Origin of the sequence: Amycolatopsis sp. NPDC048633 (genome assembly GCF_040650695.1) — a bacterium.
Taxonomy (GTDB): Bacteria; Actinomycetota; Actinomycetes; order Mycobacteriales; family Pseudonocardiaceae; genus Amycolatopsis.
Window position 1 is genome coordinate 1 of record NZ_JBEZHS010000062.1, and the last position, 26,631, is coordinate 26,631.

At 70.7% G+C, this 26,631-nt stretch carries 23 protein-coding genes and 1 pseudogene; 14 read left to right on the forward strand and 10 right to left on the reverse strand.

From position 1 onward, the window contains the following. Positions 1 to 139: 139 nt before the first annotated feature. Both AB0C38_RS47875 and AB0C38_RS47880 read right to left on the reverse strand, forming a co-directional pair. Positions 140 to 676, reverse strand: a complete 537-nt coding sequence (locus AB0C38_RS47875) for a DUF305 domain-containing protein (RefSeq protein WP_360687833.1) — start codon at positions 674 to 676, stop codon at positions 140 to 142. Then, on the reverse strand, positions 673 to 1,605 hold the full coding sequence (locus AB0C38_RS47880; protein WP_360687836.1) for a DUF1996 domain-containing protein: 933 nt from the start codon (positions 1,603 to 1,605) through the stop codon (positions 673 to 675). The genes AB0C38_RS47875 and AB0C38_RS47880 overlap by 4 nt, the downstream gene beginning before the upstream one ends. Positions 1,606 to 1,819: 214 nt before the next feature. On the opposite strand from AB0C38_RS47880, the gene AB0C38_RS47885 reads away from it, so the two are divergent. Then, positions 1,820 to 3,952 carry a discoidin domain-containing protein gene (locus AB0C38_RS47885; protein WP_360687838.1) on the forward strand — a complete coding sequence of 711 codons (2,133 nt, stop codon included), beginning with the start codon at positions 1,820 to 1,822 and terminating at the stop codon, positions 3,950 to 3,952. A gap of 1 nt (position 3,953) precedes the next feature. On the opposite strand, the gene AB0C38_RS47890 is transcribed toward AB0C38_RS47885, so the two are convergent. Then, the gene (locus AB0C38_RS47890; RefSeq protein WP_360687841.1) at positions 3,954 to 4,301 is read right to left on the reverse strand and encodes a VOC family protein; all 348 of its coding nucleotides are present in this window, start codon (positions 4,299 to 4,301) and stop codon (positions 3,954 to 3,956) included. Between the two features lie 73 nt (positions 4,302 to 4,374). On the opposite strand from AB0C38_RS47890, the gene AB0C38_RS47895 reads away from it, so the two are divergent. From AB0C38_RS47895 to AB0C38_RS47910, 4 genes are all read left to right on the forward strand, one after another. Next, positions 4,375 to 5,220, forward strand: coding sequence for a helix-turn-helix transcriptional regulator (locus tag AB0C38_RS47895; RefSeq protein ID WP_360687898.1), 846 nt, complete (start codon positions 4,375 to 4,377; stop codon positions 5,218 to 5,220). A 516-nt stretch (positions 5,221 to 5,736) separates the two neighbouring features. Then, positions 5,737 to 6,171, forward strand: coding sequence for an XRE family transcriptional regulator (locus tag AB0C38_RS47900; RefSeq protein WP_360687844.1), 435 nt, complete (start codon positions 5,737 to 5,739; stop codon positions 6,169 to 6,171). Between the two features lie 19 nt (positions 6,172 to 6,190). Next, positions 6,191 to 6,781 (forward strand): hypothetical protein, encoded by a 591-nt coding sequence (locus AB0C38_RS47905; protein WP_360687847.1) that lies wholly within the window; start codon positions 6,191 to 6,193, stop codon positions 6,779 to 6,781. A gap of 9 nt (positions 6,782 to 6,790) precedes the next feature. Then, positions 6,791 to 7,879 (forward strand): hypothetical protein, encoded by a 1,089-nt coding sequence (locus AB0C38_RS47910; RefSeq protein ID WP_360687850.1) that lies wholly within the window; start codon positions 6,791 to 6,793, stop codon positions 7,877 to 7,879. 221 nt (positions 7,880 to 8,100) lie between these two features. Here the strand turns inward: AB0C38_RS47910 and AB0C38_RS47915 are convergent, their stop codons facing one another. Together AB0C38_RS47915 and AB0C38_RS47920 are read right to left on the reverse strand one after the other, a co-directional pair. Continuing rightward, positions 8,101 to 8,613, reverse strand: a complete 513-nt coding sequence (locus tag AB0C38_RS47915; protein WP_360687853.1) for a 2'-5' RNA ligase family protein — start codon at positions 8,611 to 8,613, stop codon at positions 8,101 to 8,103. 207 nt (positions 8,614 to 8,820) lie between these two features. Continuing rightward, positions 8,821 to 9,240, reverse strand: a complete 420-nt coding sequence (locus AB0C38_RS47920) for a hypothetical protein (RefSeq protein WP_360687856.1) — start codon at positions 9,238 to 9,240, stop codon at positions 8,821 to 8,823. A gap of 155 nt (positions 9,241 to 9,395) precedes the next feature. Between AB0C38_RS47920 and dinB the strand changes: the two genes are divergently transcribed. After that, positions 9,396 to 10,586 (forward strand): DNA polymerase IV, encoded by a 1,191-nt coding sequence (gene dinB, locus AB0C38_RS47925; RefSeq protein ID WP_360687859.1) that lies wholly within the window; start codon positions 9,396 to 9,398, stop codon positions 10,584 to 10,586. A 185-nt stretch (positions 10,587 to 10,771) separates the two neighbouring features. Here dinB and AB0C38_RS47930 read toward each other — a convergent pair. Beyond that, positions 10,772 to 11,449: pseudogene (locus tag AB0C38_RS47930) on the reverse strand (class I SAM-dependent methyltransferase); the annotation flags it as partial. A gap of 243 nt (positions 11,450 to 11,692) precedes the next feature. Between AB0C38_RS47930 and AB0C38_RS47935 the strand changes: the two are divergent. The 3 genes from AB0C38_RS47935 to fdhD all read left to right on the forward strand — a co-directional run bounded on the left by AB0C38_RS47935 (position 11,693) and on the right by fdhD (position 14,837). Beyond that, the gene (locus AB0C38_RS47935) at positions 11,693 to 12,103 is read left to right on the forward strand and encodes an Lsr2 family protein (protein ID WP_360687862.1); all 411 of its coding nucleotides are present in this window, start codon (positions 11,693 to 11,695) and stop codon (positions 12,101 to 12,103) included. A 588-nt stretch (positions 12,104 to 12,691) separates the two neighbouring features. Then, entirely contained in the window at positions 12,692 to 14,002 is a 1,311-nt protein-coding gene (locus tag AB0C38_RS47940) for an OFA family MFS transporter (RefSeq protein ID WP_360687865.1), read from the forward strand. Between the two features lies 1 nt (position 14,003). After that, positions 14,004 to 14,837: a formate dehydrogenase accessory sulfurtransferase FdhD gene (fdhD, locus tag AB0C38_RS47945; RefSeq protein ID WP_360687868.1), complete on the forward strand. Its 834-nt coding sequence runs from the start codon at positions 14,004 to 14,006 to the stop codon at positions 14,835 to 14,837. Here fdhD and AB0C38_RS47950 read toward each other — a convergent pair. Genes AB0C38_RS47950 through sucC form a run of 4 tightly spaced genes read right to left on the reverse strand, consistent with a single transcriptional unit; the run spans position 14,825 to position 18,192 of the window. Next, positions 14,825 to 15,739, reverse strand: coding sequence for a LysR family transcriptional regulator (locus AB0C38_RS47950; RefSeq protein WP_360687871.1), 915 nt, complete (start codon positions 15,737 to 15,739; stop codon positions 14,825 to 14,827). The two genes, fdhD and AB0C38_RS47950, sit on opposite strands and share 13 nt — an antisense overlap. Next, positions 15,739 to 16,164, reverse strand: a complete 426-nt coding sequence (locus tag AB0C38_RS47955; RefSeq protein ID WP_360687874.1) for a carbonic anhydrase — start codon at positions 16,162 to 16,164, stop codon at positions 15,739 to 15,741. The genes AB0C38_RS47950 and AB0C38_RS47955 overlap by 1 nt, the downstream gene beginning before the upstream one ends. Beyond that, on the reverse strand, positions 16,164 to 17,045 hold the full coding sequence (gene sucD, locus AB0C38_RS47960; RefSeq protein WP_360687877.1) for a succinate--CoA ligase subunit alpha: 882 nt from the start codon (positions 17,043 to 17,045) through the stop codon (positions 16,164 to 16,166). Before sucD ends, AB0C38_RS47955 begins: the two co-directional genes overlap by 1 nt. A 1-nt stretch (position 17,046) precedes the next feature. After that, positions 17,047 to 18,192, reverse strand: coding sequence for an ADP-forming succinate--CoA ligase subunit beta (sucC, locus tag AB0C38_RS47965; RefSeq protein WP_360687880.1), 1,146 nt, complete (start codon positions 18,190 to 18,192; stop codon positions 17,047 to 17,049). 284 nt (positions 18,193 to 18,476) lie between these two features. Here sucC and AB0C38_RS47970 point away from each other — a divergent pair, with 284 nt between their 5' ends. The 5 genes from AB0C38_RS47970 (at position 18,477) to AB0C38_RS47990 (ending at position 26,566) form a co-directional block, all read left to right on the forward strand. After that, a complete protein-coding gene (locus AB0C38_RS47970) occupies positions 18,477 to 20,213 on the forward strand; it encodes a thiamine pyrophosphate-binding protein (RefSeq protein WP_360687883.1) in 1,737 nt (578 codons plus the stop codon). Between the two features lie 11 nt (positions 20,214 to 20,224). After that, the gene (gene frc, locus AB0C38_RS47975; protein WP_360687886.1) at positions 20,225 to 21,454 is read left to right on the forward strand and encodes a formyl-CoA transferase; all 1,230 of its coding nucleotides are present in this window, start codon (positions 20,225 to 20,227) and stop codon (positions 21,452 to 21,454) included. Then, positions 21,455 to 23,581: an acetate--CoA ligase family protein gene (locus tag AB0C38_RS47980; protein WP_360687889.1), complete on the forward strand. Its 2,127-nt coding sequence runs from the start codon at positions 21,455 to 21,457 to the stop codon at positions 23,579 to 23,581. Positions 23,582 to 23,745: 164 nt separating this feature from the next. Then, complete coding sequence (locus AB0C38_RS47985; protein WP_360687892.1) at positions 23,746 to 25,128, forward strand: OFA family MFS transporter; 1,383 nt, start codon at positions 23,746 to 23,748, stop codon at positions 25,126 to 25,128. Positions 25,129 to 25,183: 55 nt separating this feature from the next. Continuing rightward, the gene (locus AB0C38_RS47990; protein WP_360687895.1) at positions 25,184 to 26,566 is read left to right on the forward strand and encodes an OFA family MFS transporter; all 1,383 of its coding nucleotides are present in this window, start codon (positions 25,184 to 25,186) and stop codon (positions 26,564 to 26,566) included. The last annotated feature ends 65 nt before the right edge of the window (positions 26,567 to 26,631 follow it).

The following is a 26,631-nucleotide window of genomic DNA, read 5'->3' on the forward strand; positions in this document are numbered from 1 at the left end:
GATCGGCTCCACCGGCGACTTCAGCGAGCAGGTGCGCGCCGGGGCGATCCGGGTGGTCGGGGCGGTCGGTTGAGGGACTTCAAGTCCCTCAATGTGGCCTTCACGGACTATGTGCCTGCGTGGGGAATCGCCGGTGGGATCAGGGCGCGTTCGCGAGCGCCTTCTCCTGCTGCGCCCCTTCCGCACCGACCTCGCCGGCCAGCCGCTTCGTCTCCGCGTCCGCGCCGGAGGTCTGCTCACCTTTGGCCAGTACCACCAGCTGCGAGGCGTTGGCCCGCAGCAGCGCGACCAGCCGCCGGTCGAACTCCGCGCCGGTCCCGGTGCGCAACGCCACCAGGTCCGCCGCGGTGACCATCCCCGGCATCCGATGTCCACTGTGGACATTGGCGGCCGGCAACCCCGCCCGGTCGCGGGCCGACTTCAACCGCGTCAGCAGCCGCTCCGCCGGCGCCGCGACGGCGTCCGCGGCCGCCCGGACCGCCGGGCTCGCCGCGTGTTCCGGAGCCAGCCGGGCCGCCGACAGCGCGTTCTCCGTCATCGGCACCACCAGCTGCAGCCACGCGACGTCCGTCGGGTTGAACGGGGAAGCGGGGCCGGCGGTGGGGGCGGGGCCGGTGGTGGCGCACCCGCCCATGGTCGCCACCACCGCCGCCCCCACCAGGATCAGCCGTCTCACGGACGGCCGGGCAGCCGGTAGTTCGAGCCGAGCACGGTGCCCCGGTCCGGCTTGTACAGGTCGAACCCGCGCGGGTCGCACTGCAGCCCGCCGTTGATGCAGTGCGTGACCAGCGCGGCGAGGGTCGGCGGGTCCCACGCGTTGAAGAAGTCGTAGTGCCACGAGTACCCGCGCCCGCTGGCCAGGTGCACGCCGGACATGTTCCCGCTGACCGGGAACGCGATCTTGAACTCCAGCATCGGCACCGCCACCGGGTGGTCGGCCGGGCACGTCAGCGTCGCCCGGTCCGGGTACGCCATGTGGCTCTTGTGATCGGCCGAATCCAGGTGGACGCCGTCCCAGCAGCTCGGCGCCTGGTAGCGGATGTTGAGCTGGCTGCCCGGCGTGCACTGCACCGGGATGTCCCAGTTGTGGAAGCTGTCCCCGCACTCCCAGCCCTCGACGGCGCCGGTCGCGTGCTGGAACTCGTCCTGGGTCGCCGTCACGGTCCCGGCGACGTACCGCAGGCCGGGCGGGAACGGCACCACCTTGGTGTAGTCGAGGATGCCGGACTTGTAGTACACGACCTGCGCGAAGTTCGGCAGGATCACCTGGTTCCCGTTGTAGACCGTCGGGAACCAGTACGCCGAGAGGTCGTCCGGCGCCAGGCAGGTGGTGTTGCCGACGCCCGCGGCCTGCAGCGACTGCGTCGTGCTGGCCGCGTTGGTGGTCTTGTTGCCGATGAACGTGTGGTCGTGCGACGCGCCGGGCAGCCCGGGGAAGACGATCGGGTCGTCCGGCTGGTGGTGGCTGGGGGAGCAGTTGACCTGGAACTCGTGGTGGGTCACCAGGTCGTCGGCTCCGGCGGGCGACCAGGTGGCCGCGGTCATTAAGGCGCCTGCCAGCACGGTGGCGGCGGTGCAGGCGAGGAGCGCGGCTTTCGTTGCCAAGGGTCCTCCACGGTGAGGTGCCAAGGATGGGAGAGCGCTCTCCCACAGCATGCGCAGCGAGCTGCCGCCGTGTCAAGGAGCACCCGGATGCACCGTCGGACAGGCATTGTCCGATTCACGACCGGAATCTTGACAACGCGGGGCGCGGTGACGAACCATCGGACGCGCTGGAGAGCGCTCTCCAATCTCCGTCCCCTGTCGTACGGGAGTCATCGTGGACCGACCGTCGCTCCTCCGTGCCGTTCCGGCGCTGGTGGCCCTGCTGTTGCTGGGCTTGCTCGCCGGCCCGTCCCCGGCGCACGCCGCCACGCTGCTTTCCCAAGGAAGACCGGCGACCGCGTCGAGCAGCGAAGGCGCGGGAACCCCGGCGTCGGCGGCCGTCGACGGCGATGCCGGCACCCGCTGGGCGAGCGCCTGGAGCGACCCGCAGTGGCTGCAGGTCGACCTCGGCGCGTCCGCGGACATCAGCCAGGTGACGCTGAACTGGGAAGCCGCCTACGCGACCGCATACGAAATCCAGGTTTCGGACAATGCCGCGTCTTGGCAGACTGTATACAGTACGACGACCGCGACCGGCGGTCTCCAGAATCTCGCCGTCACGGGCCACGGCCGGTACGTGCGCCTCTACGGCACCCACCGCGTCGGCGGCTACGGCTACTCACTCTTCGAATTCCAGGTCAGCGGCACCCCGGGCACGTCGACTCCCGGCGGCCCCGGCGTCACGAAGGTGACCGGCAGCCAGGGCAACTGGCAGCTGAGCGTCGACGGTCAGCCGTGGACGGTCAAGGGTCTCACCTGGGGCCCGCCGGTCGGCGAAGCGGCCACGCGGATGCCCGAGCTGCACGCGATCGGCGTCAACACCGTCCGCACCTGGGGCACCGACGGCACGACCCAGCCTCTCCTCGACGCCGCCGCGGCCAACGGCATCAAGGTCGTCGCCGGCTTCTGGCTGCAGCCGGGAGGCGGTCCCGGCAGCGGCGGCTGCGTCGACTACACCACCGACACGAACTACAAGAACACGATGCTCGGCGAGATCCAGAAGTGGGTCAACACCTACAAGACGAACCCCGGCGTGCTGATGTGGAACGTCGGCAACGAGTCGATCCTCGGGATGCAGAACTGCTACTCCGGCACGCTGCTGGAGCAGAACCGGATCGCCTACACCCGCTTCGTCGACCAAGCGGCGCAGGCCATCCACGCGATCGACGCCAACCACCCGGTGACCTCGACCGACGCCTGGACCGGCGCGTGGCCGTACTACAAGGCATACGCGCCGAGCCTCGACCTCTACTCCGTCAACTCCTACGCTCAGGTGTGCCAGGTCAAGCAGGACTGGCTCGCGGGCGGCTACACGAAGCCGTACATCATCACCGAGACCGGCCCGGCCGGCGAGTGGGAAGTCCCGAACGACGCGAACGGCGTGCCGACCGAACCGACCGACCAGCAGAAGCGCGACGGTTACGTCAACGCCTGGAACTGCGTGCTGGCCCACCCCGGCGTGGCGCTCGGCGCGACGCTCTTCCACTACGGCACCGAGGGCGACTTCGGCGGCGTCTGGTTCAACATCACCACGGGCAACGAGAAGCGGCTTTCCTGGTACGCCGTCCGACGGATCTACAGTGGACAGACGGGCGGGAACACACCGCCGGTGATCTCGTCGATGAACCTCAGCCGCAGCACCGACGTCCCGGCCGGTGGCACGTTCACCCTGACCGCCGGGGTGTCCGATCCGGACGGTGACCCGATCGCCTACACCATGGGCTACAACAGCAAGTACATCAACGACGCGGGCGGGCTGATCCCGGCGCAGTTCACCGGGACCGGGACGTTCACCGTCACCGCGCCGCAGCAGCTGGGCGTCTGGAAGATCTACCTCTACGCCCGGGACGGCCACGGCAACGTCGGCATCGAGACGCGTTCGCTGCGCGTGGTCGCCCCGCCGGTGCCGGGCACGAACCTGGCCCGCGGCGCGGCGACCACGGCGTCGACCTACCAGGCCGACGGACCCGGCGCGCCGTACCCGCCGCAGGCCGCGACGGACGGCAACACCGCGACCCGCTGGGCGAGCGCGTGGGCCGACCCGCAGTGGCTGCAGGTGGACCTGGGCAGCCGGCAGGCGTTCGACCACGTCCAGCTGGTCTGGGAGTCGGCCTTCGGGAAGGCCTACGAGATCCAGGTCAGCGACGACGCGGCGAACTGGCGGTCGGTGTACTCGACGACGACGGGCGACGGCGGCGCCGACGACCTCGCCGTCTCGGCCACCGCCCGGTACGTGCGGATGTCCGCGACTCAGCGCGGCACCGGGTACGGCTACTCGCTGTACGAGTTCGGCGTCTACCGCCGGTGAATCAGCCGGGGATCAGGCAGAAGACGTGACCTTCGGGGTCGGCGAGCACGACCCACTCGGCGCCACCGGGCTGGAAGTCCGGCTTGGTGGCGCCGAGCGCCTCGAACTCCGTGACAGCGCTTTCGAGGTCGCCGACGCGGAGGTCGAGGTGGGCGTGCTTGGCGTCGTCCGGCCAGGCCGGGCCCCGGTAGCCGGCGACGCGCTGGAAGCCGAGCCCGACCGCGCCGCCGAGCTGGACGGTGTCGTCGTCGGAGTAGGTCACCTCCAGGCCGAGTGCCTTGGCGTAGAAGGCGGAGAGCGCGGCCGGGTCGGCGCAGTCGAGGACGATCGTGGTGAGTTCCGCGGGCATTTCCCGACTCCTTTCGTTGTCCCGGCAGCTTGCCTTCCGCGGCGGGCGGGGGTATTGAAGATCCTTGCGGAAACTGTCGGACCCCCGGCGTAGCGTCCGGCTCGTGCTCGAAACAGTGGAAGTCGCGGCCCGCCCGGGGTACGCGGTGAGCGTGGTCCGGTGCGCGGAGGTCCACCCCGGCTGGTCGCCGCCCGAGGTGGCGGCCGGCCACCGGATGGTGCTCGTCCGCCGCGGCCGGTTCCGCCGCCGCGTCCGCGGAACGGTCGCGGACGCCGACCCTGCGCTGGCTTACCTCGCTTCTCCGGGAGATGAGGAAAGCTTCGCGCACCCGGCGGGCGGAGACGTGTGCACCTCGGTGGCGTTCGGCGCGCAGCGCTGGAGCCAGCTCACGGGCGACAGTCCGGCCGCTACAACGGTGTACGTCGACGCCCGGCTCGACTTGGCCCACCGCCGCGCGGTTGCGGCGGTCACCGACCCGGACTACGCGCTGGCGGAGGAACTCCTGAAGCTGGTGGGCCACGCGATCACCCAGGCGGCGGTCGTCCGTACGCCTGCTTCAGCTGACCGAACGGACGATCGCGCGTTGGTGTCCCGCGCCCGCGAGGCCATCGCCTCCTGCGATCCGGGCGGGCTCTTCCCGCTGGCGGATCTGCTGGGGGTCTCGCCGTACCGGCTGAGCCGGGCTTTCCCGCGCGAGCTGGGCGTTTCCCTGACGCGATACCGTAACCGGCTCCGAGTCGGCCGGGCATTGGACCGCCTGGAGGCGGGGGAGCGCGAGCTGGCCAGGCTGGCGGCGGACCTGGGTTTCGCGGACCAGGCCCACCTGACCCGCACGGTCCGCGAACACGCGGGAAAGACCCCGGCAGTCCTGCGCGGGTTGCTGGCCGGGGAGCGGAGGGAAGGAGGTCGGCGAGCGTGATGCGCGCCCAGTCACGCGCGATGCCTCGGCAATCGCGGGAGAAGCCCGCCTGATCACGCGAGATGCCAGCCTAGCCACGCGTGCGGTCCACCCGAGCACGCGAGATGCCCGCGCGATCACGCACGGTGCCGCCGCGGCCACGCACCAGCCCCCCGCCCGAAGCCCTCGGCCAGCCGAAACCCTTGCCAGGACGGTACTTTTGCCGCACCGCGCCCACCGTCTCGCTTCTACGCTCCCACCCATGGCGGACACCCCGGCGCGAGTGGTCCCGCTCTCGCGCGCCCGTCGGGGAACGCGCTGAGGTGGGGCGGCGCGGCGGGAACGCGGGCTGGGCGCGTGGCCACCCCCAGCGGCCACGTGACTTCGCCCCGCGGCCGCTGCGCCACCCCGGGATCCGATGTCCTGTTTTCGAAACATCGAACAGGAGTATCGTAGTCTTTCCGGGACAGGCTGTGTCAAGTTTTCGGAACAGCTACGCTGACGGTTGTCACGTTTCCTGGCTGAAGGTGGTGTGTGGTGAGCGATGAGCGCAGTTTCGCCGAACGACTGGCGCACTTGATCGCGACCGTCCACCCGCCGGACCGCAAGCCGTACTCCTACCGGGAGATCGCGCACGGCGTCGCCGAACAGACCGGCGTGACGATGTCGGCGACCCACGTCCAGCAGCTCGCCGTCGGCGCGCGCAAGGACCCCAAGCGCTCGCACATCCAGGCCCTGGCCCAGTTCTTCGGCGTGCCGGTGACGTACTTCTTCGACGACGCCGTCGCCGGGCAGGTCGACCGTCAGGTCGGGGACGTCGTGGCGTGGCGCGACAGCGAGGCGCGGAACCTGGCGCAGCGGGCCATGCAGCTCACCCCGCGTGATCGCGAAACCGTGACGGCGCTGCTCGACCAACTGGCCGGCTACGACGAGACCCGGCATCGCGGCGGCCGGCGGCGGAAGCCGGAGTGAAGGCGGGCGGTCGGCTACGATGACCTCGTCCGTGATCGCGCCCCGGTGCACCCGGCTGGCGCCCGGTGACCGGGGAGGACCCATCGACGAGCGCGGCCTGACGGATCTCCGAGCCGGCGCCCGGGCGCGGGTGCGGACGGTGCTCGCCGCGGTCCCGATGCCCCGGCCGTGGTCGATGAACGCCTGGGTCGACCGCCTCGAGGCCTGGCGCGGGCGCGAGATCGACCTCGTCCCGGTCGAGTATCGGCCCGGACGCCCGTCCGGCGCCTGGCAGCCCCGCCCGGACTACGACCTGATCGCCTACGTCGAGCACACCTCGGCCCTGCACCAGGACCACATCATCGCCCACGAGCTCGCCCACATGCTGTGCGCGCACACCGGGACCTGCCAGATGTCGGAGTCCGAAGCCGCGCAGCTGGCCCCGGACCTGGCGCCGCAGGCGCTGTCGCACCTGCTCACCCGCGTGACGACCGGCACCGACGAGTACGAGGCCGAGCTGATCGCCGTGCTGCTGATGAGCGCGGCGACGAGCGAACCACCCGCCGTTCAGCCGGGCGCGTCCGGCCGGGCGGCGGATCAGGCTAGGCGGCTGGCGGCACTCCTGGGATAGTCGCGTCTCGTGATCGACATTTTGTTCGTCGGGGTCGGGCTCTCCGCGTTGGCAGTCGGGATCTGGCGGGCGGTCCGCGCCCGGCGCACCGACGCGGGCGCCGGGCTGGCCGTCTCGCTCATCGCGCTCGGGGCGGCGTTCTGCTTCCTTTCCAACCGCGCGCAGCTCTTCGAGAGCGAGATCTACCCGAGCCTCGGACGGCTGCTGTCGAACCTCGCGACCATGGTCGCGGCCTACGGGATCGGGCTGACGGTCGCGGAGATCAGCGGTACCCGCGACCGCGGCCGGCGCACCCGGCTCGTCGCACTGGGCGTCGCGCTGGTCCTGCTGACCGTCATGTTCTTCAGCACATCGGGGCTGCCGCGCGGCATCGGCCTGTTCGACGAGCTGTACCGCACGCACCCGACGCTGGTCGTCTACGTCCTCGTCTACACGGTCTACCTCGGGCTCGCGGTGCTCGACATCGGCCTGGTGGCGGCCGTGACGGTCCGGGCGAGCGGTGGCGCGCTGCGTGCCGGGCTGGCGCTGTTGCTGCTGGCGTCGGCGTTCGCGGTCGCGTACCTCGGGGGGAAGATCGTCGCGACGATCCGCGCGCTGCAGGACGACCATCCGGCGAAGGCATTGTGCCGCGGGCCGTTCTCGACGTTGCCGTGCACGCTCGACGTAGGTTTCCCCGCGGTCTCGGTGCTGCTGATCGTGGTGGGGCTGACGATCCCGTCGATCCCGGGTCTGGTGGCCGGGCGCCGCGACGCGAAGACGGTCCGCCTGCTGCGACCCCTGCGCGCGCACCTGACCCGGCGGTTCCCGGAGATCATCCGCATCGACCCGGGTGGGCCGTCCCGCCGCGAGCGGTTGCTGACGGCGATGAGCGAGACGAACGACGGCCTGATCTTGGCGGGGGTGACGCCGGAGCTGGCGCCGCCTGCCGCGGCGAGGCTGGTGCGTGACCTTCCGGACGAGCCGGGGGAGGAGGAGCCACCGTCGGACGCACAGGCGGAGCCGTTCGCCGCGGACGTGGCGCGGCTGCGGGCGATCGCGCTTGCATACCGGAAGGTGGGCGGTGAGACGGTGGACGAGGTTGGCAGCCCGGTGCGGTAACTTCGCGGCGCGCTAGTCGTTCTGTGGCGCTAGGAAGCCCGCCAGGTGCACTGACTTCGAAGGCGTATCGAGTGCAAAGGTGTACTGACTACATCAGTGAACTCACTTCGCAGCAGCGCTGGCTACGAAAGCGCACTCATGCCAATGATGTACTCACTTCAAAAGTTAAAGCACTCCACATATGCACTTACTGCGCGACCGTAGTCACTTCATAAGTGGCTTCACCCGGCGAAAGGCGCTTCGAGTCGCAGCTCCCAGCCGCGATCGGTGAGGGCGACCAGCTGCAGCGCCGTCGCGCGATCTGCCAGCGGCAACAGGGGCTGCACCTCGTCGGCCACCCGCGAAAGAGTCGCCTCGTCGCCGCCCATTGCGACGGTCACGTGTGCCGGCGGGCGAGGGCCGAACCGTCCGCCATAGGGGAGAACCTCCGGCCAGCGCGCGCACACCGCATCGGTGATCGGCTGGAGCGACGGGGCCGGCAGCGCCGCGAAACCAGGCGCGCTCAGGAACTCGGTGAGCTGCACCTCGGTCGGCGAAACGGCCGAGGCGAGCGACCGGACCGCGGCCAACACCGAGGAAGTCAGCGAGGTGTCCGGCAAGAAGGGGTACAGCGCAGTCACGTGCGCGGCCAAGCCGGGGCGGACCAGGGTGGGGTCCACCCGCCGGGCCGCGGCCAGCGCGGGTTCGGCGGCGGGCAGCAGGATCACCAGCGCGGTGGTTCCGGGTTCGGGCACCCCCGCATCATGGCAGTCCGGGCGGCGGCGCACTCCGGGAGCGGGCGCTTGCGGCAGTCCGGGACGGCGCGCTCCGGGAACCGGCGCTAACGGCAATCAGGCGATGGCGCACTCCGAGGACCGGTGCTTACGGAAGTCCGGCGGCAGCGTTCTCCGGGAGCGGGTGCTTAAGGCAGTTAGGCGACGACACCCTCCGGAAACCGGCAGTCAGGCGACAGCCGTCTCCGGGAACCGTCCCTCGCGAGCCAGCGCGAGGCTGCGCCGGCACAGGTCGACGAGCTCCAGATTGGCACGGCTACGAGGGCTCCGCCCGCAGAGTCCGCAATGGATCGTCACATCGCCGGTCAGCTCGTCCACCGCGACCAGCGCCTGGTGGTCGCAGCTGCGGCACCAGCGGTAGCCGATCGCCGGGTTCGTGTGGACCGGGGATGACACGCAGTCGTGCAGCCAGCGGCGGTGCGTGCGGCACGTGACGCGGTCCGTCGGGTCGATCCGGCCGGCGTCCTCCGCGTGGTCTTCGCCGGTCAGTGTCGACGCCAGGAGCGGCTGCCGCGCCGCGGCGGGCTGGTCCTGCGGGTTCGGACTGGCCCATGCGTGGTGGTCGCCGCATCTGCACTTCTCGGACATGTCGCCCCCAGTGGTCGGGTCTATCGATGCGTCGAGTGTGACCGTGACAACAGAGGGTGGACAACCGGGAAAACGCTCAGTTTCGACCAGCGGCAGGGGTTCCGCGGCGGACGGATGAGCGGACTTCGGCCCCCGCGTATGCGAACATATGTTCTATGACCGACGAGGGGCCCATCCTGCACGCCGACCTCGACTCGTTCTACGCGTCGGTCGAGCAGCGTGACGATCCGGCGCTGAAAGGGCGCCCCGTGATCGTCGGCGGCGGGGTCGTCTTGGCCGCGAGTTACGAGGCCAAGGCCTATGGCGTGCGCACGGCGATGGGGGGCGCGCAGGCCCGGCGGCTGTGCCCGCACGCCGTCGTCGTGCCGCCGCGGATGTCGGCGTATTCGGCCGCGAGCAAGGTGGTCTTCGAGGTCTTCCACGACACCACGCCGTGGGTGGAAGGCCTCTCGATCGATGAGGCCTTCCTCGATGTCGGAGGGTTGGCCAGGATCGGCGGACGGCCCAGCCGCATCGCCGAACGGCTGCGCGCCGCCGTCGCCGAGCGGGCCGGGCTGCCCATCACGGTAGGGGTTGCGCGGACGAAGTTCCTCGCCAAGGTCGCCAGCCGGGTGGCCAAGCCGGACGGTCTGCTCGTCGTGCCGCACGACGCTGAGCTGGAGTTCCTGCACCCGCTGCCGGTCGGCGCGCTCTGGGGCGTCGGCAAGGTCACCGCCGAGAAGCTGCGCGCGCGGGGGATCACGACGGTGGGCCAGCTGGCCGCGTCCGAGCCGGTGGACCTGGTGGGCATGCTCGGCCGGGCGGCCGGCGGGCACCTGCACGCCCTGGCGCACAACCGGGACCCGCGCCGCGTCGAGGTCGGCGTGCGGCGCCGGTCGATCGGCGCCCAGCGGGCCCTCGGACGCGGCCGGCGGACCCCAGCCGAGCTCGACGTGGTGCTGGTGGCGCTGATCGACCGGATCGCCCGCCGGCTGCGCGCCGCCCGCCGCGTCTGCCGGACGGTGACGATCCGCCTGCGCTTCGCCGACTTCACCCGCGTCACGCGCTCGCACACGCTGAACGAGCCGACCGCGGGCACGGCCGTCTTGCTCGCCGCGGCGCGGGAACTGCTCGTGGCGGCGCTTCCGATGATCGCCGACCGAGGCATCACCTTGCTGGGCGCGGCGCTGTCCAACCTGGCCGACGAAGACCCGTTCCAGCTCACGCTGCCGTTCGAGCGGCAGCGGGCGACCCAGCTCGACACGGCGCTCGACGCGGTGCGGGACCGGTTCGGCAAGGCGGCGGTCACCCGGGCGGTCCTGCTGGGCCGTCCGGACGACCTGGAAGTGCCCCTGCTGCCGGATTGACGGCGAAAGCTTCCGTTTCCGCCGTCGGCCATTCCGGGCCGGTCGGGAATGCGGGCGTGCGCCGGCGCGGAAAGCGCGGCGGGCCGCAGCGCGTCGGTGCGGTTCCACAGCCGCGCGTCGACGCTCTCGCGCTGGCCCACTTGTTCGACGACTTCGAAACCGGCTTCGCGCCGGAGGGCGGCCACGGCTGTGGGGGAGAGGAAGCTGCGCCACGGCTCACCCTGTTCCGCGGCGACCGGCGCGACGGCTTCGGCGTAGCCGTTTCCGGCCGCGTCCCGCAGTTCCGCGGGAAGCAGGTGATCGGTCACGATTTCCGATCCGGGTGCCAAACCGCCGAGATCCGTCAATGTGGCGAGAATCGCCTCCCGCGTCAGGTGCACGGTGACACCCAGCCAGCTGACGAACACGGGGCGAAACGGGTCGAGTCCACTCTGGACGAGCCGTTCCCGGAGCGGACCGGTCTCGAAGTCGATCGGGACGAAGGTGACCGAAGCGGGCACGACGACGCCGGCGCGCTCGAGCAGTTCTCGTTTGGCGGCCTGGGTCGCCGGCCCGTCGACCTCGAACACCCGGAATCGCGCGGACGCGTTCCGATAGGCGAACGAATCCAGCCCGGCGCCCAGAATCACATACTGGTCTATACCGGAATTGGCGCGAAGGAGCCGGTCTTCGGTGAACCGGCTGCGGCACACCGCTTGGGCGCGGGCGCCGGCCAGGACGGGATGGGTACCGTGGAGGTGGTGATAGGCCAGGAGTTCCTCGGCGCGCTCGCCGAGGAGGGCCGCGGCGAGGGTGTCGGAGAAGACGATCGGCTCAGCGTCGAGGAGCAAATGCGCCGCTCGTGCGGCTGACGCGGGGTGCAATACCGGGAAAGTCGGCGGTGGTCATGTGGACACGGTACCGATTCGATTTCGAATATATCACGAAAACAGATACTCACCAAGACCACGCGCATTTCGGCTCGGTTGCGGTCATCCTGGACGGGGGTGACGCGGTCGCCCGGGCGGCCATTGTGGACGCTTCACGGGTGTCGCGCGTGCCGGACGTGATTCGACAGGTTAGGGTCTGTCCGACCGTGTTCTGGAGAAGATGAGGAACGACGAACCATGGCGCAACGGGTGCACGTCGAGATGGTGGACGACCTCGACGGGAGCGAGGCTTCGCAGACCGTCCCCTTCAGCCTCGACGGGGTGACGTACGAGATCGACCTGTCCGAGGGCAACGCGTCCGCGCTCCGGGACGAGCTCGCTCGCTTCGTCGCCGTCGCGCGGCGGACCGGCGGCCGCAAGGTGCGCCTCGCGACCGGCCAGTCGCTGACGGGCTCGTCGAGCTCGGGCACCGACCGCGAGCGCAACCGTCAGATCCGCGAATGGGCGCAGGTCAACGGCTACGAGGTCGCGGAGCGGGGTCGCCTGTCGAGCGAGATCATCGCGGGCTTCGAGGCCGACCAGGCCGTGGCCGCCGAGCCGGCCGAAGTCAAGCCGGTGCGCAAGCGAGCTTCGCGCAAGAAGGCCTGACGCCGGAACCGGTTGCGGGCAAGGAACTTCCCGCGGCCGTGCCGTCTGATCACGACGGTCGCGGTGTTTCGCGCGCCTGGGGTCGGGGAGGTCCCGGCGCGCGAAAGGCGTGACGGCGGTTGTAGTACGCGGTCGCTCGCTTGTGGATCGCGTTTGTTTGTTTCCCACCGCGCTGTCTTCGCCCGGTGGCTCTGTCTTCCGTTCGGCCGCGGTTGCGGTTCGCGCAATGCATCGCGACGCCGGCGCGAAAAAAGCCGCGGCTACCGCACACTTCCCGGCCGGTAAAGCTTGTCGGAGGGTGGCTCCGATGGCCAGACTGTCAGTGCTCCGCGCGGCCGGTACCGCGCCGGAGCACGGCCCGGTGGCCGCCTCCTCCCTCGATGGCCACCGGGCCGCCTTCATCTCGCCCCGCTGGGCATCCGCGTGCGGCGCTGCCACGTCAAGTCGAAGCTGACGCCGCGAAGCGCTTCCTCTTTTATGCGCGGCCGATCGGGCCTCTCTGTAGACAATCGACCGCGATAGGCGCACACTCGGACTACTCCATACTGCATACAATCTTCAGTCGAGGGTTCCGAGGAGGCGGTCACGATGACCGAGGTCCGAGAGCTCCGTGACGTCTACGGACGGCAGTACCGCGTCGGGGAATCCGACCGGGAGCTGCTCGGCCGGCCGCGGACGTGGATCACCTGGCTGGCCGCGGCGGCGATGCTGGCCGCCGGGGTGCAGCAGTACGGCTTCGGCGCGATCGTCCCCGCGCTGAGCCGGGCGCACGGCTGGACCTTCGGCGGGATCGTCCTCTCGCTCGCCGTCTGGGCCGTCTGCCAAGCCGGCACGGCGTTCCCGGCCGCCTGGCTGCGCGAACGCGGCCTGCTCCCGGCACCCGCGGCGATGGCCATCGGCGCGGTGCTGTGCGCCGCCGGGCTGGTGACGCTCGGCCACGCGAGCAGCCTGCTCACCGTCTTCCTCGGCTACTCCGTGCTCGGCGGGCTCGGCACCGGCCTCGTCTACGCCACCTGCGTGGGCGCGGTGCTGGCCTGGTTCCCGGACCGGACCGCGGCGAGCGCGGGGATCGTCAGCGGCGCGTTCGCCTACGGCAGCGTGCCCTTCGTCGTACTCGCCGCCGCTCTGCCGGCCGCGCGGCCGGTGCTCCTGGACGTCACCGCGGCCGTCGTGCTCGCCGTGATCGCCGGATGCGGCGCGCTGCTGCGGTACCCGCCGCGGAACTGGTGGCCGGCGACGCCCGAGCCGCGCACCTGGGCCCTCGACCGGGCGCACAACCGGCGCCCGGCTGTCCGGCACTACCGGCCGGCGGAGCTGTTCCGGTGCGGGACGACTCTCGCGCTCTACCTGGTCGTCGTGCTCGCGGCCGCCGTGCTGCTGTTCGACCTCGCCTACCTGGCGACGTTCGTCGCCGAACGCAACGGGCCGGGGCTCGCCGCGGCCGCACTGGCGCTGCTCGCCGCGACGACCGGCAGCGGACGGGTGCTCATCGGCCGGCTCGCCGACCGGCTCGGCCGGCACCGGATCCTGCGGTTCGCGCTGTTCGCGGGCGGCGTCGCCCAGTTCGTCCTGTTCTATTCGGGCGAGCACCGGCACGCCGTCGGCCTGCTGCTGGGTGTCGCGCTGGCCGGCCTCGGGAACGGCTGCTGCTACACGCTGCTGGTCGGGCTGGTGCGCGAGTACTTCGGCGAGGAGTCGGCGGCGCAGAACTTCGGGATTCTGTATTCCGCCAAGGCTGTCGGCGCGGTGGTCGGGATCGGGCTGGCCGCGCTCGTCGTCACGTCGCACGGGTTCTTCGGCGCGTTCGCCGCGGCCGGCGTGCTGAGCCTGGCCGGCGCGGTGCTGTCCGGGCGGCTGACCCAGCCGGGCCGGCCCAAGTCGCTGCTGCCGGCGGCCTGACGTGGGGCGGATGACCAGCCGGCGCCGGGTGCTGCGCGTCCGCGACGGCGTGCCCGCCGCACGCCCGGACACGCTGACCGTCGAGGAACCCCTCGAGATCCGGGTGGCCGGGAAAGCGCTGTCGATCACGATGCGGACCCCGGGCGACGACTTCGACCTCGCCGCCGGGTTCCTGGTCGGGGAAGGCGTGGTGCGGGCGGCCTCGGACGTCCACTCGATCCGCTACTGCGCCGGAGCCACGGCCGACGGCGGCAACACGTACAACGTGCTCGACGTCGTGCTCGCGCCGGGCGTCGCGCCGCCGGACGCGTCGGTGGAGCGGAACTTCTACACGACGTCCTCGTGCGGGCTGTGCGGCAAGGCGAGCCTGGACGCCGTCCGGACGACGGTGACGTGGCCGATCGGGGACGACCCGTTCGGCACCGACCCGGCGACGCTCGCCGGGTTCCCCGACGAACTCCGGGCGGCGCAACGGGTCTTCGACCGCACGGGCGGGCTGCACGCGGCGGGGCTCTTCGACGCCGACGGGAAGCTGCTGTGCCTGCGCGAGGACGTCGGCCGGCACAACGCGGTGGACAAGGTGGTCGGCTGGGCGACCCGGGACGGCAGGCTGCCCCTGTCCGGGACGGCGCTGATGGTGAGCGGGCGGGCGTCGTTCGAGCTGGTGCAGAAGGCGGCGATGGCCGGGATCCCGTTGCTGGCGGCGGTTTCCGCGCCGTCGTCGCTGGCGGTGGACCTGGCCGCGGAGCTGGGGCTGACGCTGGTGGGTTTCCTGCGCGGGACGTCGATGAACGTCTACACGCGACCTGATCGGCTGGGGTTTCAGCCGAGCTGAGCGAGCAGCGCGACGACGCCGGGGGAGGGATCGCCCCGGTGCACGGCGGCCAGCTGCCACGGCGGCGGGCGGTCGAACCGCCGGACGGTGAGATCGGGAAACCGCGAGACCGCCGACGCGGGCAGAACGCAGGCGGCCAGCCCGGCCCGCACGAGCCCGGCGGCGACGGCGGGATCATCGACCTCGAGCGAGCGCTGCCGGCAGGGAAACGCCCGGTCGACGGCTTCGCGGATGGCCCAGCCCCGGGGGAAGTCCACGAGGGACAGTTCGCAGAGATCGGCGGGCGCGGAATGCGAACCGCCGGGCGCGGTGGCGAGGACGAGCTCGTCGCCGGGGAGCGGGGTGGTGACGTGCGTGAGGTCTGGCGTGGCCGCATGGTCACCGCCGTGCGCGGCCGCAAAACCGTTGATAGCCGCGAACTCGCAGTCGGCGGTCGAGTCGGCTGAAGGCGCAGCCGCTTCGGCGGAACTCGCGGCCACCGTCAGCACCACGTCCACTGTGGACTCCGCCAGAACCAGCCCCGCCTCACCGACCTGGACCTGCCGCACCTCCACCGCCAACCCCGGATGCAGGCCCCGCAGGGCAGCAAGCACCCGGTGCCAGTCCGCCAGCAACCCCGGGCACACCCCGAGCCGGACCCGGCCGCACACCGGCGACACCGCGGCCCGGGCGCGGGCGGCCGCCTCCAGGGCCGCCCGCGCGGCGGGCAGGAACGCCTCGCCGGCGGGCGTCAGGACCACCCGGTGCGTCGTGCGGTGGAACAGCGGCGCTCCCAGGTCCCGCTCCAGTGTCCGGACCACTGTGGACACCGTCGACTGGACCGTCCGGAGCCGGTGGGCGGCCGCCGTGAAGCCGCCCTCCTCCGCGACCGCCACCACCACCGCCAGCTGGCGCAGCTCCATCACGACACCTCGTCGAGCGCGCCGGTCCGCTCGTCGAGGACGTAGCCGCGCACCGCTTTCGTGAACGGCAGGAACGGTGACGCCCGCAGCCGCTTGATGCACTGGCGGACGTCCTGGGCCGGGTCGGTGAACGTCTCCGCCGCCCAGCCCGGCCGCATCCCCGTCGACGACTCCAGCCGGCGCGCGAACTCCGTGTCCGTGAACGTGCGCATCCCGCAGTCGCGGTGGTGGATCAGCACGATCTCGCGCGTGCCCAGCAGGTGCTGGCTCACCGTCAGCGAGCGGATCGCGTCGTCGGTCACCGCGCCGCCCGCGTTCCTGATCACGTGCGCGTCGCCCTCACCCAGACCGAGCAGCCGGTGGACGCTGAACCGCGCGTCCATGCACGCGAGCACCGCCAGCCCGAGCCGCGGTTTCGCGGGCATCAGCCCAGCACCTCGCGGGCCAGCGCCGCCGTCTCGCTCGGCGTCCGCCCGACGCGGATTCCGGCGGCCTCCAGCGCTTCCTTCTTCGCCGACGCGGTTCCGGCCGAGCCGGAGACGATCGCGCCCGCGTGGCCCATCGTCCTGCCCTCCGGCGCGGTGAACCCGGCGACGTACCCGACGACCGGCTTGGAGACGTGAGTCCGGACGAACTCCGCCGCCCGCTCCTCGGCGTCGCCGCCGATCTCGCCGATCAGCACGATGAGGTCGGTCTCCGGGTCCTTTTCGAACGCTTCGACGGCGTCGATGTGCGTGGTCCCGATGATCGGGTCGCCGCCGATCCCGACGCACGTGGAGAACCCGATGTCGCGCAGCTCGTGCATGAGCTGGTACGTCAGTGTGCCGGACTTCGACACCAGGCCGATCCGCCCCGGGCCGGTGATGTCGGCCGGGATGATCCCGGCGTTGGACCGGCCGGGGGAGATGATGCCCGGGCAGTTCGGCCCGATGATCCGGGTGCGCCCGCCGGCCGCGACGGCGTGCGCCCACAGCCGGGCGGTGTCGTGGACCGGGACGCCCTCGGTGATCACCACCGCGAGCCCGATCCCGGCGTCGACGGCCTCGATGACGGCGTCCTCGACGAACGGCGGCGGCACGAACAGCACGCAGACGTCGGCCCCGGCCGACGCGATCGACTCCGCGACACTGCTGAACACCGGCAGCGAACGACCGGAGATCTCCACGTGCTGCCCGGCCTTGCGCGGGTTCACCCCGCCGATGACGTGCGTGCCGGCGGCCAGCATCCGCCGGGTGTGCTTGGCGCCTTCGGAGCCGGTGATGCCGGAGACGACGATCCGGCTGGTCTCGTCCAGGAAGATGGCCACGTCAGACCTCCGCGATCGCGAGCTTCGCCGCCTCGCGGGCGGCGTCGTCCATGGTGGCCACGACGGTGACCAGGGGGTGGGCGGCGTCGGCGAGGATCCGCCTGCCTTCGGTGACGTTGTTCCCGTCGAGCCGGACCACCAGGGGCTTGGTGGCGCGGGAACCCAGGATCTCCAGTGACCGCACGATCCCGGTCGCGACGGCGTCGCACGCGGTGATGCCGCCGAAGACGTTGACGAAGACGCTGCGCACCTGCGGGTCGCCCAGGATCACGGTCAGCCCGTTCACCATCACCTCGGCCGACGCGCCGCCGCCGATGTCGAGGAAGTTCGCCGGCCCGCGCGCGCCGGCCTCCGCCGCGGCCGCCGCGACGACGTCCAAAGTGGACATCACGAGGCCCGCGCCGTTGCCGATCACGCCGATGTCGCCGTCGAGCTTGACGTAGTTGAGGCCCTTCGCCCGCGCCTCCCGTTCGAGGGGATCGCCGTCCAGCGGGTCGTCGAACGTCGCGGACCGCCGGAACGAAGCGTTGTCGTCCAGGGTGATCTTGCCGTCCAGCGCGACGATGCCGGTCGAGGTGCGGGCCAGGGGATTGACCTCGACCAGCGTGCAGTCCTCGGCGACGAACACGTCCCACAGCTTTTCGACGACGCCGGCGATCTCCGCCCGGACGCCGGCGGGGAAGGCGGCGGCCACCGCGGCCGCGTCGACGCCGGCGAGCGGGTCGACGGAAACGCGGACCAACGCGTCCGGGTGGGACGCCGCGACCTCCTCGATCTCCATCCCGCCTTCGACCGACGCCATCGCCAGGAACGTCCGCGCGGCGCGGTCGAGGAGGAAGGATACGTAGTACTCCTCGGCGATCTCGCTGGCTTCGGTCACCAGGACGCGGTGCACGGTGTGGCCCTTGATGTCCATGCCGAGGATGTCGTCGGCGGCCTGTTCGGCGTCGTCGGCGGTAGGCACGACGCGGACGCCGCCCGCCTTCCCGCGGCCGCCCGTCTTCACCTGGGCCTTCACCACCACCGGGCCGCCGAGCTCGGCGGCCGCGGACCGGGCCGCGGCGGGATCGGCGGCGACCCGGCCGCGGGGGACGGGTACGCCGTGCTTCTCGAAGAGATCTCGGGCTTCGTGTTCGAAGAGGTCCATGCGGGGGCGTCCTTTCCGCGGCGGGGCAGGGCAAGGAGGTCCGCCGTGTCCGGGCACGCGGTGGTGGTCCGCGGGGCCCGGCTCGAAGCCCGGGAAAAACCCTGCGGATGGCCCTGGACACGGGCTGCTTGAGGAGTGACTATATGCCTACCCCATACGGTATGCAATCTACAGTCTGCCGCGAAGAGGCCGCTGACCTCGACGGACAGGGGAGCGGCGACGAGCGGACCGGATACGGAGCGCCGGACAAGAGAGATCCGGCGGCGGACCAGAGGAGTTGAGCAATGGCGCTGACAACGACCGGCACCACCGCGGGGGAGAGTGCCCGAGCGACGAACGGCGCCGAGCCCGCGCCGGCCGAGATATCCGGCGGCCACCTGGTGGCGAAAGCGCTGAAGGCCGAAGGGGTCGACACGATCTTCACCCTGTGCGGCGGCCACATCATCGACATCTACGACGGCTGCGTCGACGAAGGCATCCAGGTCATCGACGTCCGCCACGAGCAGGTCGCGGCCCACGCGGCCGACGGCTACGCGCGGATCACCGGCAAGCCCGGCTGCGCGGTGGTCACCGCGGGCCCCGGCACCACCGACGCCGTCACCGGGGTCGCGAACGCCCTGCGCGCGGAGAGCCCGATGCTGCTGATCGGCGGCCAGGGCGCGCTCACCCAGCACAAGATGGGGTCCCTGCAGGACCTCCCGCACGTGGACATGATGACGCCGATCACCAAGTTCGCCGCCACCGTGCCGCACACCGCGCGCGTCGCCGACCTCGTGTCGATGGCGTTCCGCGAGGCCTACGCCGGCGCGCCCGGCCCGTCGTTCCTGGAGATCCCGCGCGACGTCCTCGACGCGCGCGTGCCACTCGAGCAGGCCCGCATCCCGGAAGCCGGCCGCTACCGCGCGTCGACGAAGAACGCGGGCGACCCCGCCGACATCGAGAAGCTCGCCGACCTGCTGGTGCACGCCAAGAAGCCGGCCATCCTGCTGGGCAGCCAGGTCTGGACGACGCGGGCCACCGAGCCGGCCGTCGACCTGGTGCGCACGCTCAACATCCCGGCGTACATGAACGGCGCCGGCCGCGGCACCCTGCCGCCGGGCGACCCGCACCACTTCCAGCTTTCGCGCCGGTACGCCTTCGACAACGCCGACGTCATCATCATCGTCGGCACCCCGTTCGACTTCCGGATGGGCTACGGCAAGCGGCTGTCGAAGGACGCCACCGTCGTCCAGATCGATCTCGACTACCGCACGGTCGGCAAGAACCGCGACATCGACCTCGGCATCGTCGGGGACGCCGGTCAGGTCCTGGCCGCCGTCGCGCAGGCCGCGTCCGGTCGCGGGGACAACGGCGCCGTCGCGCGCAAGGTCTGGCTCGAAGAGCTCCAGGCCGTGGAGGAGAAGGCGAAGCAGAAGCGGCTGCCGCTGCAGCACTCCGACGCGAGCCCGATCCACCCGTACCGGCTGGTCCACGAGATCAACGAGTTCCTCACCGAGGACTCGATCTACATCGGCGACGGCGGCGACATCGTCACCTTCTCCGGCCAGGTCGTGCAGCCCAAGTCGCCCGGCCACTGGATGGACCCGGGTCCACTCGGGACACTCGGCGTCGGGATCCCGTTCGTGCTGGCCGCCAAGCATGCCCGCCCGGACAAGGAGGTCGTCGCGCTCTTCGGCGACGGCGCCTTCAGTCTCACCGGCTGGGACTTCGAAACGCTGGTGCGGTTCAACCTGCCGTTCGTCGGGATCGTCGGCAACAACTCGTCGATGAACCAGATCCGCTACGGCCAGGCCGCGAAGTACGGCCTGCCGCGCGAGCGCGTCGGCAACACCCTCGGCGACGTCCGCTACGACGAGTTCGCCCGGATGCTCGGCGGGTACGGCGAAGAGGTCCGCGACCCGGCCGACATCGCGCCGGCGTTGCAGCGGGCCCGCGAGTCGGGCAAGCCGTCGCTGATCAACGTCTGGGTCGACCCCGACGTGTACGCCCCCGGAACCATGAACCAGACCATGTACAAGTGAGCGGAGGCCCCATGGGTAAGGCACTGGAGGGCGTCCGCGTCCTCGACATGACGCACGTGCAGTCCGGACCGTCGTCGACGCAGCTGCTGGCCTGGCTCGGCGCCGACGTGATCAAGCTCGAGACTCCCGGCCGGGGCGACATCACGCGGGGCCAGCTGCGTGACCTGCCCGGCGTCGACAGCCTCTACTTCACGATGCTGAACTCCAACAAGCGCAGCATCACGCTCAACATGAAGAGCGACGAGGGCAAGGAGGTCTTCGAGAAGCTCGTGTCCGGAGTGGACATCCTGGTGGAGAACTTCGGCCCGGGTGTCGTCGACCGGTTCGGCTACCCCTGGGAGAAGCTGGCCGCGCTGAACCCGCGGCTGATCTACGCCTCCATCAAGGGGTTCGGCCCCGGCCGCTACGCCGACTTCAAGGCCTACGAGGTGATCGCGCAGGCCATGGGCGGCGCGATGAGCACCACCGGCTTCGAGGAGGGGCCGCCGACCGCGACCGGCGCGCAGATCGGCGACTCCGGCACCGGCATCCACCTGGTGGCCGCCATCCTCGCCGCGCTGTTCCAGCGGACCTCCACCGGCCGCGGCCAGCGCGTCCAGGTCGCCATGCAGGACGCCGTGCTCAACCTGTGCCGCGTGAAGCTGCGTGACCAGCAGCGGCTCGTCCACGGCCGGCTCGGCGAGTACCCGAACGACCACTTCGGCGACGAGGTGCCGCGCTCGGGCAACGCCTCCGGCGGCGGGCAGCCCGGCTGGGCGGTGAAGTGCGCGCCCGGCGGGCCGAACGACTACATCTACGTGATCGTCCAGCCACCCGGCTGGGCGCCGCTCGCCCGGCTCATCGGCAAGGAGGAGCTGGCCGACGACCCGGCGTGGGCCACCCCCGAGGTCCGGCTGTCCAAACTGGACAAGATGTTCGCGCTCGTGGAGGAGTGGACCGAGAAGCACACCAAGTGGGAGGTGATGGAGAAGCTCAACGCCCACAGCATCCCGTGCGGCCCGATCCTGTCCACGAAGGAGCTGATCGAGGACGAGACCCTCGAAGAGCTCGGCTCGGTCGTCGAGGTGGCGCACCCGGAGCGTGGCAGCTTCAAGACCGTCGGCTGCCCGCTCAAGCTGTCGGACTCCCCGGTCGAGATCGAGCGCTCACCGTTGCTCGGCGAGCACAACGACGAGGTGCTGGCCGAACTCGGCTACAGCGAGACCGAGCTCGAGAAGTTCCGCGCGGCGGGGGTGATCTGAGTGGCGGATCGCGCAGCGGTCGAGAAGATCCTCGACCAGGTGGCCGCCGAGGGGCGGTCGTCGCTGACCGCGCCCGAGGGGCGGGCGGTCTGCGAGGCCTACGGCATCCCGACGCCGGCCGAACGGCTGTCCACCACGGCGGACGACGCCGTCGCCCAGGCCGAAGAGATCGGCCTGCCGGTGGTGCTCAAGATCGTCTCGCCGGACATCCTGCACAAGACGGAAGCCGGCGGCGTCCTCGTCGGGCTGAACGACGCGGAAGCGGTGAAGGCCGGCTTCACGAAGATCGTCGACAACGCGAAGGCGTACAACGCCGACGCGGAGATCCTCGGCGTCCAGGTGCAGCAGATGCTCACCGAGGGCCAGGAGGTGATCATCGGCTCGGTCACCGACCGGACCTTCGGGAAGATCGTCGCGTTCGGCCTCGGCGGCGTCCTGGTCGAAGTGCTCAAGGACGTCACCTTCCGGCTGGCGCCGACCAGCACCGGGGAAGCGCTTTCGATGATCGACGGCATCCAGGCCGCGGAGATCCTCCGGGGCGTCCGTGGCGCCGAGCCGGTCGACCGCGACGCCCTCGCCGCGGTGATCACCGGGCTCGGGCAGCTGGTCGCGGACTTCCCGCAGCTGTCCGAGGTGGACCTCAACCCGGTGCTCGCGACGCCGTCCGGGGCCACCGCGGTCGACGTGCGGATCCTGGTCGACCCGGACGCGGCGAAGGAGCCGTTCCGGTTCACCCAGGAAGAGATCCTCGCCTCGATGAACCGGATCATGAAACCGGCGTCGATCGCGGTGATCGGCGCGTCGGCCGAGGCCGGCAAGATCGGCAACTCGGTGATGAAGAACCTGGTCAACGGCGGTTACGCGGGCGAGATCCACCCGATCAACCCGAAGGCCACCGAGATCCTCGACCGCAAGGCGTACGCCAGCATCACCGACGTGCCCGGTGACGTCGACGTCGCGGTGTTCGCCATCCCGGCGAAGTTCGTGCCCGCGGCGCTGGAAGAGGTCGGCAAGAAGGGCGCGGCCGGGGCGATCCTCATCCCGTCCGGCTTCGGCGAGACCGGCAACATCGAGCTGCAGGACGAGGTCGTCGCCATCGCCCGCAAGCACGGCGTGCGCATCCTCGGGCCGAACATCTACGGCTACTACTACACGCCGGAGAACCTGTCGGCGACCTTCTGCACGCCCTATGACGTCAAAGGCGGCGTCGCCCTGTCGTCGCAGAGCGGCGGGATCGGGATGGCGATCCTCGGGTTCAGCCGCTCGGCGAAGATGGGCGTGTCCTCGATCGTCGGCGTAGGGAACAAGGCCGACATCGACGAGGACGACCTGCTCACCTTCTTCGAGCAGGACGACAATACCGACCTGATCGCGATGCACCTCGAAGACCTCAAGGACGGCCGGTCGTTCGCGGAGACGGCGACGCGGGTCTCGAAGCGCAAGCCGATCGTCGTGCTCAAAGCCGGCCGGACGTCACAGGGCGCCAAGGCGGCCAGCTCGCACACCGGCGCGCTGGCCGGCGACGACAAGGTCTACGACGACATCCTCCGCCAGAGCGGCGTGATCCGGGCGCCCGGGCTGAACGACATGCTCGAGTACGCCCGCGGCATCCCGCTGCTGCCCACACCGAAGGGCAAGAACGTCGTCATCATCACCGGCGCCGGCGGCTCGGGCGTGCTGCTGTCGGACGCCTGCGTCGACAACGGGCTCGACCTGATGGAGATCCCGCCGGACCTCGACACCGCGTTCCGGAAGTTCATCCCGCCCTTCGGTGCGGCCGGCAACCCGGTGGACATCACCGGCGGCGAGCCGCCCTCGACCTACCGCAACACGATCGCGCTGGGCCTCGAGGACGACCGCATCCACGCCCTGATCCTGGGCTACTGGCACACCATCGTCACCCCGCCGATGGTGTTCGCGGAGCTCGTGTCCGAAGTGGTCGAGGAGTACCGCGCGAAGGGCATCCACAAGCCCGTCGTCGCGTCGCTCTCCGGCGACGTCGAAGTCGAGGAGGCGAGCACGTACCTCTACGACCACGGTGTCGTCGCCTACCCGTACACCACCGAAAAGCCCGTCGCCGTCCTCGGCGCGAAGTACCGGTGGGCCCGGGCCGCCGGACTGCTCTGAACACCTTCCACAGGGGCTGGTCCACCGAAGGAGAAAGGACGAAGATCCACCGCACGACGGCAACAGAGGGACCACCAGTGCTTTCGGGGGTCCGGGTGGCGAAGCCCCCGGCCCGGGGCGAAGCACCGGTGAATTTCAGTCAACGGTGACGAAAGAGAACTCTCATGACCGTAGCGACGTTTCAGGAGATAGTCGACAAGAACGGAAGAACCTACCGGGTCGGTGAGTCCGACCGGGACATCATGGGCCGGCCGCGGTGGATGATGGTGGTGCTGCCCTGGGTGGCCATGATGGCCATCAGCTCTTCGGAATACGCGTTCACCTCCGCCGAGGACACGCTGTCGGCGGCGCACGGCTGGCACGGCGCGCACATCTTCTGGCTGCTGGCCGTCTGGGTCTTCTTCCAGGCGGCGGTCGCGTTCCCCGCGGGCAAGATGCGGGAAAGCGGCAAACTGTCCGCCCGGTCCGCGATGCTGATCGGCGCGGTCGGCACCGTGCTCGGCTACGTGGCACTGGCCTACGCGCCGACCGTCTTCTGGGCGTACCTGGGTTTCGGCCTGTTCGGCGGCGGTGGCGCCGGGTTCGTCTACGCGACCTGCATCAACATGGTCGGGAAGTGGTACCCGGAGCGCAAGGGCGGGAAGACCGGGTTCGTCAACGGCGGGTTCGCCTACGGGTCGGTGCCGTTCATCTTCATCTTCACGAACTACCTCGACCTGGGCAACTACGGCGCCATCCTGCCCGCGGTCGGGCTGTTCCTGGCCGCCGCCGTCGCGGTGAGCGGGCTCTTCTTCCGCGACCCGCCGAAGAACTGGTGGCCGGCGCACGTCGACCCGCTGAAGGTGCCGGACGACCCGCGGGTGCGCCGGTCGCTGGCGAAGAACCCGCCCGCCGTCAAGCAGTTCACCCCGCGTGAGGCGGTCCGGACCGGGATGCTGCCGCTGATGTGGATCTGCCTGCTGTGCACGGCGGGGGTGAACATCTTCGGCATCTCCGCGCAGGTCCCCTTCGGCAAGGAGATGGGCTTCGCCGGCGGCATCGTCGCGCTGGCGATGAGCTTGAAGGCGGTCATCAACGGCGCCGGGCGCGGCGTGATCGGCTGGATCTCCGACCGGTACGGGCGGCGGCAGACGCTGCTGCTGGTCTGCGTGGTCCTCGGGCTGGCCCAGGTCGCGGTGTTCCTGTCCGGCTCGATCGGCAGCATGCCGCTGTTCCTGCTGGCGTCGATGGTCTCCGGGTTCGGCGGCGGGGCGATCTTCCCGCTGTTCGCTGCCTTGACCGCCGACTACTTCGGCGAGAACAACAACGCCAGCAACTACGGCCTCGTCTACAGCTCGAAGCTCGTGTCCGGGATCGTCGGGGCGGGCCTCGGCAAGCTGGTCATCGACGGGTGGGGCTACGGCGCGGCCTTCTACCTGGCGGCCGGGACGAGCCTGCTGGCCGCGGGGCTGGCCCTGTTCCTGCGCCAGCCGGGCCGCAAGCCCGGCGGAAAGCGCTCCCCGCTCGCCGAAACCGAGCTGGTGGCGCGACCCGCGGCGGCCGGCTGAACAGAGCCGGCGCGCACAGAGGGAGACAAGTCAACGGTGACGAAAGAGAACTCTCATGACCGCAGCTAGGTACCAGGAGATTGTCGACGACAACGGACGCGTGTACCGGATCGGCGAGACCCCGCAGGACATCATGGGGCGCTCGCGCAGCTGGATGGTCTGGCTGCCGTGGATCGCCATGATGGCGGTCAGCGTGTTCGAATACGGCTGGGGCGCCGTCGAAGGCACCCTGGAGGAGAAATACGGCTGGACGCTGTCGGACGCGTTCTGGCTGGCCAGCATCTGGGCCGTGTTCCAGGCCGCGGTCGCCTTCCCCGCCGGGCGGTTGCGGGAGAAGAACATCGTGTCGGCGAAGACGGCCATGCTCGCCGGCGCACTGTGCAGCGCGATCGGCTACTTCACCATTTCCCACAGCGGCAACCTCGCGCTGGCGTTCGCCGGCTACTCCGTGCTCGGCGGCATCGGCGCCGGGCTGGTGTACGCGACCTGCATCAACATGGTCGGCAAGTGGTACCCCGAGAAACGGGGTGCGCGGACGGGCTTCGTCAACGGCGGCTTCGCCTACGGTGCGGTTCCGTTCATCTACGTGTTCGCAGCCTTCCTGACCCCCACCAACTACTCGGTGATCCTCGACGTCATGGGCGTCTACATGCTCATCGCCGTCGGGATCTGCGGGTTCCTGTTCAAGGACCCGCCGAAGAGCTGGTGGCCGCACGACGTCGACCCGCTCGGCTGGGTCCGCGACCGCCAGTCCAAGAACGGGCGCCTGGCGAAGAACCCGCCGGCGGTGAAGCAGTTCTCGCCGGTGGAGGCGGTCCGGACCGGGATGCTGCCGCTGATGTGGGTGTGCCTGGTGATCATCGGCGGGGTTTCGCTGTTCGGCATCAACTTCCAGGTGCCGTTCGCGAAGGTGAGCCACTTCGGCGCGTTCGTCGCGGCTTCTTCGGCCGGGGTACTGGCGATCGTGAACGGCACCGGCCGCGCGGTCGTCGGCTGGGCGTCGGACAAGATCGGGCGGCGGCAGACACTGACCCTGGTGCTGGTGATCGCGGCCGGCGCGCAGTTCGGTGTGCTGTACGCCGGGAACACCCACAACCTGGTGCTGTTCATGGTGTTCGCGTTCCTGACCGGCTTCGGGGGCGGCGCGTTCTACCCGCTGTTCGCGGCGCTGGTGCCGGACTACTTCGGCGAGAACAACAACGCCTCGAACTACGGCCTGGTCTACAGCGCGAAACTGATCGGTGGCGTCGGCGGCGGCGGGCTCGCCGCGGGTGTCATCAGCGTTTGGGGCTACACCGGCGCGTACATCCTCGCCGGGTGCATCGCGCTCGTTTCGGCGGTGCTGACGCTGTTCCTGCGCCAGCCCGGCCGGGAGCGCCACCAGCTCGCCGAAACCGAGCTGGTGGCGCGGCCCGGGGCCCACGGGCGCCGCGGGTAGGGGGATAGCCACCCCGGGCCGCCGGCAAAAAGATAGGGGGGGGTGAGGAGGGGGGGGGTGTGGGG

Coding starts and splice junctions, on each gene's coding strand:
- AB0C38_RS47890 (WP_360687841.1), bottom strand. CDS start 4,301: ATGCCCGCGGAACTCACCACGATCGTCCTCGACTGCGCCGACCCGGCC.
- AB0C38_RS47905 (WP_360687847.1), top strand. CDS start 6,191: ATGACCTCGTCCGTGATCGCGCCCCGGTGCACCCGGCTGGCGCCCGGT.
- AB0C38_RS47920 (WP_360687856.1), bottom strand. CDS start 9,240: ATGTCCGAGAAGTGCAGATGCGGCGACCACCACGCATGGGCCAGTCCG.
- dinB (WP_360687859.1), top strand. CDS start 9,396: ATGACCGACGAGGGGCCCATCCTGCACGCCGACCTCGACTCGTTCTAC.
- AB0C38_RS47935 (WP_360687862.1), top strand. CDS start 11,693: ATGGCGCAACGGGTGCACGTCGAGATGGTGGACGACCTCGACGGGAGC.
- AB0C38_RS47940 (WP_360687865.1), top strand. CDS start 12,692: ATGACCGAGGTCCGAGAGCTCCGTGACGTCTACGGACGGCAGTACCGC.
- AB0C38_RS47950 (WP_360687871.1), bottom strand. CDS start 15,739: ATGGAGCTGCGCCAGCTGGCGGTGGTGGTGGCGGTCGCGGAGGAGGGC.
- AB0C38_RS47955 (WP_360687874.1), bottom strand. CDS start 16,164: ATGCCCGCGAAACCGCGGCTCGGGCTGGCGGTGCTCGCGTGCATGGAC.
- sucC (WP_360687880.1), bottom strand. CDS start 18,192: ATGGACCTCTTCGAACACGAAGCCCGAGATCTCTTCGAGAAGCACGGC.
- AB0C38_RS47970 (WP_360687883.1), top strand. CDS start 18,477: ATGGCGCTGACAACGACCGGCACCACCGCGGGGGAGAGTGCCCGAGCG.
- frc (WP_360687886.1), top strand. CDS start 20,225: ATGGGTAAGGCACTGGAGGGCGTCCGCGTCCTCGACATGACGCACGTG.
- AB0C38_RS47985 (WP_360687892.1), top strand. CDS start 23,746: ATGACCGTAGCGACGTTTCAGGAGATAGTCGACAAGAACGGAAGAACC.
- AB0C38_RS47990 (WP_360687895.1), top strand. CDS start 25,184: ATGACCGCAGCTAGGTACCAGGAGATTGTCGACGACAACGGACGCGTG.